Consider the following 6,988-nt stretch of genomic DNA (forward strand, 5'->3'; position numbering starts at 1 on the left):
ATCTAAATTTAAAGTATTTGTTTTCATTGTCCTTATTTTTGCACTTTTATACCCCATCTCCCAATACGGTTCGGATAAAAAATTTACTCTTTTGGATAGGCTTGCGAGCATTTTAGTAGACAATAATTGCTAAAAGCAAAAAATTTATCTATGATAGCCCCCAATCTTGGTAATGGCGTTTCTCAGAGAAGTCACAACAACTTTCCATAACCGAAGTGAATCTTGCTGAATTAGTACGGATTTTAATTATTCTCCTGCTCATTGCCACTGGTGTAGCCCTGCTATCCCGTCGGTTGCGAATCCCTTATGTCACGGGTTTAGTATTGGCAGGTTTGCCGATTACTGAGCTATTGTCTCGTCGCATTGGTTTAGATCCTTCCCTTGTTTTGAATCTTTTCCTGCCAATTCTCATCTTTGAAGCTGGCATCAATACAGATGTCAGCCGTCTACGCAGCACGTTTAAACCAATTGCTCTTTTGGCAGGTCCTGGGGCTGTGCTTTCCAGTGCTATTATTGCCGTCCTGTTGAAATTTGGGCTGGGACTGACTTGGATACCCGCTCTATTTGTAGGAGTCATTCTGGCAAACACTGATACGGTTTCAATGATTGCCGTCTTTAAGGAGATACCGGTACCCTCCCGGCTTTCGACCATCGTTGAAGGAGAAACTTTATTCAACGATGCTGCTGCCCTAGTTTCCTTCAACCTGATTTTGCAAGTATATTCCACAGGTTCGCTGACGTTACTAGAGGGAATCCAACAACTGCTATTTATCGCTCTTGGAGGCTGCCTCGTGGGGTTAGTCTTAGGCTACTTGAGCATACCTGTATTTGCCCGTTTAGATGATCCTCTTAGCAGTCTCTTACTGACGGTAGCAGTTGCATTAGGAACTTTTCAGGTAGGGCAATCTCTAGGTGTATCAGGTGCTGTGGCTGTAGTTATAGCTGGATTAATTTTCGGGAATTTTGGGATTTCTGGCAATACTTCTGCTTCCAGTCGGATCACCTTGTTGAGTTTCTGGGAATATGCCAGTTTTACCGTCAACACCTTTATTTTTCTGCTGATTGGTGTAGAAATAAACCTTATAACACTCTGGAGGACTTTACCTGCTATTCTACTTGCTGTTTTGGCTTATCAAGTAGGGCGAGTTCTTACGGTCTATCCGCTGTTAGCAGGGATTCGTTGGATTGACCGCCCAATTCCGCTGCGCTGGCAACATTTACTATTTTTCGGCAACATTAAAGGTTCACTCTCAATGGCTCTGGCGTTGAGCTTACCGACTACACTACCAGGGCGAGAAGTCCTTATCGCTTTAGTCTTTGGTAGTGTGCTGGTGTCGTTAGTAGGACAGGGTTTAAGTTTGCCGTGGGTGGTAAAACGCTTAAAATTATCTAAATTTTCAGAGGTTCAGCAGCAAGTTGAAGAATTACAAGCTCACTTAATCACCGGTAAGGCTGCACAAGATGAATTAGATAGTCTGTTGAAGTCAGGGGTGTTACCAAAAGCCGTTTATGAAGAGATGCGATCGGCTTATCAGGTGCGAGTGGCAGGAGCAGAAAAGACATTGCGAGAATTTTACAATCGCCGTCCAGAGGAGTTTGACACAACAAGTGGTGAACACACGAAACTTGATGCTATTCGTCGCCGTTTACTGCTAGCAGAGAAAGCTGCACTCAACGAGACAATGCGTAAGCGAATTCTCTCAGAAGAAATTGTTCAAGCACGGATACAAACTATAGATGAGCAACTGCTGCGACTTGAGGATGATTGATAGCTTTTTAAGAACCCTGCACAGAAGATGAGCGCTGGCGATCGCTTTGACTTTTGATCACCCTACCGGGACTAATAAAAGAAATTCCTTGCTGGAATTCAGTAGCAATCATAACTGCCTCCACTACAGGCTCAGAAACTTGTGTTTGGGCTAGCCACTCCACAATAAAGTTTGCTCCTAAACCTCCACTGGTGTCAGTTCTATTCACGACAAAATCACAAGAAGCCATCGTACCAAGTTCAATAGGGCGCTCTAAATATTGTTTAACTAACTTACCATTTGAATCATAGTAGCGCACAGAAGTAATGATGATACGATTGGTCAAATCTGTATTCCGAATACTGAGCGTAGCCGCTAAATTGAGAGTCTTCTGCCGATCATCATGATAGATATGGGAATAAATAGGTACATAAATGGTTTGACCCATTGCTATCTTGAAATTTTTATCCAGAGTCACCACCTTTGCAGATGGAGTTGCCACAGTTGTATCCGATTGTGATGGTGGAACCTGCGCTGATGTGCAAGACGCAAGAAGAACAATAAAAGCAATTGCTAAATAAAAATGTGTGTACAGCTTCATTAAATTTATTTACAGCCTTCGATAAAATCAATGACTTGATGTAATGAGCCTGGTTTTGTCACAATCAGCACAGTTGAACCGGGTTCTAGTACTGTACTGCCGTTAGGAATCATCAAATCTTCGTGGGGATGAGGTTGATAGCCAATAATTAGAGAGCCAGTGGGAAACCGCGAATCCTGAGCAATTTCGGCAATGGTACGACCAACGACGTAGCAATTGTTGGGAATGGAGAGTTTCAAAACTTCAATCTGCCCCTGGTCAAAATGCATCATCGATTCTACTTGCGGATACTCAATGGCATTTACCATCGTTGAAACCGCTAGCTCAACAGTACCAATGATATGGTTGGCTCCTGCCAAACGAAATGGTTCAGCAAAATCAGAATGGCGCATCCGAGCGAGAATATGGGGAACACCGTAGTGCTTGCTTAGAGTCACCATTGCCAAGTTCAAAGCATCATTTCGCAGAGCAGCCACTAAAGAGTCGGCTTTACGAATCCCAGCTTCTAACAATACTTCTGTACTCACAGCACTGCCTTCAAAAGCCATCGCTCCTACTTGTTCACGCGCATAACGGCAAGCATTAGGATCAATGTCAATGACGGCTACAGTATGCCCTAGTTCTACCAATTTTTGAGCCAAACTCAGCCCCACTAAGCCCGCTCCACCAATTAGCACGTACATAGCTGCTCCTGATGTTCAACTTACTACTTCACTTTACAGGCTAGCAAGTGAAGGTATAGCTTGACTGGCTTGTTTGGCATCTTTGAGAGCATCAACCCAATTGTTAAGATTGCTTCTGCTTTAATTAGATTTCACATTCAGAGCGTATTCTCTAAACCGCTCTAAATCAGCTTTAATTGTAGATTCTACCGCTCGTCCCAAAAACAAATTATCCATAATTTTGCCAAGGATACCGGGAATAGCATAGGAAATGCTAAGTTTAACAATGCTGCTATTTTTGCGATCGTAAAAGCGAATCGCTCCTTGATTCGGCAAACCATCAATTGATTCCCATTGAATAATCTGATTGGGAATCATTTTCAAAATCCGGGATTTCCAAGTAAACTGCAAACCGCCAGTATTAAGTGTCCAAAAAGATAGCTCTGGATTATCTTCCGGAACCTTCACAGAATCAATCCACTTCATCCAGCGCGGCATTTGCTCCAAATCTGACCAGAGGCTCCATACTAATTCTATAGGAGCCTCTACCTCCACCTGCACACTATGCTCTAGCCAGTCTGCCATTCTTTCTTTGCGTCCTTCGCGTCTTCGTGGTTCGTTTCCCTAATCTTTACTTCTTCACATTCTCTAAAATTACCTTCGCCGCACGCCGCCCGGAAATTGTCGCTCCCTCCATGCTATCGATATAATCTTGCTGGGTATAACTACCCGCCAAGAAAAAGTTAGGTACTGGTGTCTTTTGGTGAGGACGGTAAACATCCATTCCTGGTGCTTCCCGATAAAGAGACTGAGCAAGTTTTACCACACTGTACCAAGTCATATTTAGCTCTCGCGACGAGGGAAACAACTCATGTACTTGTTTGAGGACGTGAGAAGCGATCGCCTCGTTACTTTGTTTAATAAACGCATCTCCCGGTGTCAGCACCAATTGCAACAACGAACCCTCACCTTCTCGATAATAATCAGCAGGGCTAGTCAAAGCCATATCCGCAAAACAAGAAAAGTCAGCGTCAGCAGTATACAGCAAATTATCTATCCCCGCAGCATGATTTAGCTGTTTGCGTTTTTCAGCATCTTGCAATTCCGTTACCCAACCATCAAACCGCAGCTGCACTGTTGCCACTGGCACGGCTTCTAATTTATAAATATTGTCAAACTCTGACCACTTACGCCACTCTTGTGGTATAATACGCTGAATTCCGGGAACATCGCAAGCAAAGACGTAGGCATCAGCGGTGATATTTTCTTCTGTCTCACCTTGGGCAACCGTGATACCAGTAACGTGAGTTTCTTCTGAGGAAGTAAACTTGATTTCCCGCACTTGGCGACGTGTATAAACTTTGGTTCCTCTTGCTTCTAAATATTCTAATATCGGCTTGTGCAAATACTCATACGGGGAACCTTCAAGCATTCGCAGTATTGATGCTTCAGTTCTGACAGCAAATAACTGGAAAATTGTCAACATACAACGGGCAGACATATTTTCGCAATCAATAAAACCCAATGCATAAGCGATCGGGTTCCACATGCGTTTGATGCTACCATTACTGCCGCCGTGACTGCGGAACCAATCGGCAAAGCTGACTTTATCCAAGTTGCGGATATTTCTCATCGCTCCATCAAAGTCTACCAAACCCCGCACTACTGGGCTTGTAGCTAGAGCGATCGCATTCTGCAATTTATCCAAAACCGAGAGTTGAGAAGTTGTAAAAAATGCTTTGAACCCATTAAATGGCGCACCTGTAAAGAAACGAAAATCTAATTCTCCAGTTTGTCCTCCTTTGTTGATAAAGGTGTGGGTGTGTTCTTTGAGGCGTAAGTTGTCAAACGCCCCTACTTTCTTCATCAACTCAAATAACTGGTAGTAGCACCCAAAAAATACATGCAACCCCATTTCAACGTGATTGCCATCGTTATCAACCCAACTACCAACTTTACCTCCCACAAACGGACGGGACTCAAAAATCTGGACTTCACAACCCGCATCAGCTAAATCTACTGCCGTTGCTAGTCCAGCCAGTCCCGCACCTACGATTGCAACACGCATTCCGTCTTTCCCTTTCAGCTTCTTTACAGATTGTAACTGCGTTGGTGCCGGAATTTGCTACTCGTATTTAGTCAAGAGTCAAGAGTCAATAGTCAACAGTCAACAGTCAACAGTCAATAGTCCTCCTTGTCCTCCTTGTCCCCCTTGTCCCCCTTGTCCCCCTTGTCTCCAAGGAGTCCTCAGCTTTTCGATCCGTTGGTATCGTCAGAAACTTGCAACCCCCGGATCAATTCTCGAATTACATCAGTTGCTGGTCTACCTGTCTGTTGACAATATTTTTCCAGTTTTTCTGCTTCTTGTGTTGCAAGATTTACAGTAATACGTTTCACAGCCCACTTTTTATTAGTCATTATCATCTTTTTTGCTGTATATTAACATCATCAAAGAAATCTAACTCAGAGATGAAAGTGATAAGAATATCAGAGTTTTTGTCAGGAAACAAGCAGCGTCACTAATAAGAAAAATGCTGGTTTTGTCACATAATTCCTTATTTTCTAATAAAATATAAAAACGAAAATTTAATTGTTGCTGTTGTGACAGGACATAGAGCGCACACTGGCTGTAAAAGGAAATGCAGTCAGTGACAGAATGACTTAAGCCATAATGTAAAATTTTATAGATTAAGTTGAGATACCTTCTGTTAGCTAAATAACGCTTGCCAAAATTCGTCATCAACGTTGTCTGATTTTCTATCCAGATCGAGTTCACCAAACACTTCTGGAGAGAACATCTGCCACATAACCTGAAAATATGGCATTAAGGTGTCGGCAAGTTTTGGAGTCAAGAAGAACGCGAATTTCCTGTCCAAGTAAGTGCAGAAGAACGCGAATAAGTTCCCACTGCACTTTTAATGTGGGATAAAGCATGACACACAATGGAAATAATTCTTGTTGAATCTTTGGATATGTCTTTTTCTAAAGCACATACCCAAACGTAGACTTGAAACATTTCTACATCTCGAAGAAGAGAGGTTTTTACCATAGAGTCACTGGACAAACCGGTGTAAGAACGGTAATTTGGATAGATTTCTACTATCTTTTGGAAAACATTTTTGGCAATTTGTGTGCTTAGGGGCAATAGTTGTTGTACTGCTGACAAAGCATGAGAGTCATAATCATGTTTAGCCGCTGCTGCATAAGCGCGTTGCAGTGGCATATACATGCGATCGTCAATGACTTTAAAGTATGCACCAACAAGCGTAGACGCGGAGCGGCTTGTCGTCAGACATCGCTCTATAGAAGACAGTGGTTCTAAAAGCATCTGGCTAGTGTAATGAAATTGCATATTCACAAAGCCAAAAACTCTCGGATCGTCTTTGGTATATTTGCGCCGCATCGCTCCAACATTTGCGCTAATTGCCGTTGCTAACTGGCTAGGTGCTACCTGTTCAGTATAAATTTCTAGCGCCTTTTTATAAAGCAGCTCATCTTCACTCTTCAGTTTCATTACTGTAGATAGTTGTTGCAACGGTGCTTGTTTGGTGTATACATCCTCTTCTGTTTGGTAAATATTAAAAGAATCAGCCGCAATTTCCATTCGTATTAATTAAATTGGGTTTAATGTTATGTCGCTTGACTTGGGCTGCTAAAAGCGCCTCAGTTTTGTTCCAAGCTTTTGCATTAACGCTGCTTCACAAAGAAGGGGAAAGGGGAGGCAGTGCGGTCTTGGGAGCAAATCGCCACTCCCTACAAACTCCTCCACCCCCAAGGGCGGGGTGGCGACCCAAGTGGAGCACCTGCCTATGATTGGGGAAAGGGGAAAGAATATGTTTGGGTATTGTGACCTCCCCCCAAATAAAACCACGCTCCTATCGAGGGGGCTTTAAACCCGTATTGGGGAAAAGAAAAGAAAAAATTTTATGCGTATCTAAAATAATTTCAACATTTCCCCTGTCTTGAAAAAGTCTGAT

At 42.9% G+C, this 6,988-nt stretch carries 7 protein-coding genes; 1 reads left to right on the top strand and 6 read right to left on the bottom strand.

Translation table 11 applies throughout. The features are described 5' to 3' along the window. The first annotated feature begins 215 nt into the window (after positions 1–215). The gene (locus tag PI95_RS19570; RefSeq protein ID WP_039743576.1) at positions 216–1,769 is read left to right on the top strand and encodes a cation:proton antiporter domain-containing protein; all 1,554 of its coding nucleotides are present in this window, start codon (positions 216–218) and stop codon (positions 1,767–1,769) included. Between the two features lie 7 nt (positions 1,770–1,776). Here the strand turns inward: PI95_RS19570 and PI95_RS19575 are convergent, their stop codons facing one another. From PI95_RS19575 to PI95_RS19600, 6 genes are all read right to left on the bottom strand, one after another. Next, on the bottom strand, positions 1,777–2,349 hold the full coding sequence (locus PI95_RS19575; RefSeq protein WP_039743577.1) for a DUF3124 domain-containing protein: 573 nt from the start codon (positions 2,347–2,349) through the stop codon (positions 1,777–1,779). A 5-nt stretch (positions 2,350–2,354) separates the two neighbouring features. Then, a complete protein-coding gene (locus tag PI95_RS19580) occupies positions 2,355–3,032 on the bottom strand; it encodes a potassium channel family protein (protein ID WP_039743580.1) in 678 nt (225 codons plus the stop codon). 120 nt (positions 3,033–3,152) lie between these two features. Then, positions 3,153–3,596: an SRPBCC family protein gene (locus PI95_RS19585; RefSeq protein WP_039743583.1), complete on the bottom strand. Its 444-nt coding sequence runs from the start codon at positions 3,594–3,596 to the stop codon at positions 3,153–3,155. Positions 3,597–3,642: 46 nt separating this feature from the next. After that, positions 3,643–5,079: a 9,9'-di-cis-zeta-carotene desaturase gene (zds, locus tag PI95_RS19590; RefSeq protein WP_039743588.1), complete on the bottom strand. Its 1,437-nt coding sequence runs from the start codon at positions 5,077–5,079 to the stop codon at positions 3,643–3,645. 179 nt (positions 5,080–5,258) lie between these two features. Further along, on the bottom strand, positions 5,259–5,435 hold the full coding sequence (locus PI95_RS19595) for a ribbon-helix-helix domain-containing protein (protein ID WP_201280519.1): 177 nt from the start codon (positions 5,433–5,435) through the stop codon (positions 5,259–5,261). Positions 5,436–5,859: 424 nt separating this feature from the next. Beyond that, positions 5,860–6,615 (bottom strand): hypothetical protein, encoded by a 756-nt coding sequence (locus PI95_RS19600; RefSeq protein ID WP_052324891.1) that lies wholly within the window; start codon positions 6,613–6,615, stop codon positions 5,860–5,862. Between the last annotated feature and the right edge of the window lie 373 nt (positions 6,616–6,988).

The organism is Hassallia byssoidea VB512170 (assembly GCF_000817785.2).
Lineage (GTDB): Bacteria > Cyanobacteriota > Cyanobacteriia > Cyanobacteriales > Nostocaceae > Hassallia > Hassallia carrinoi.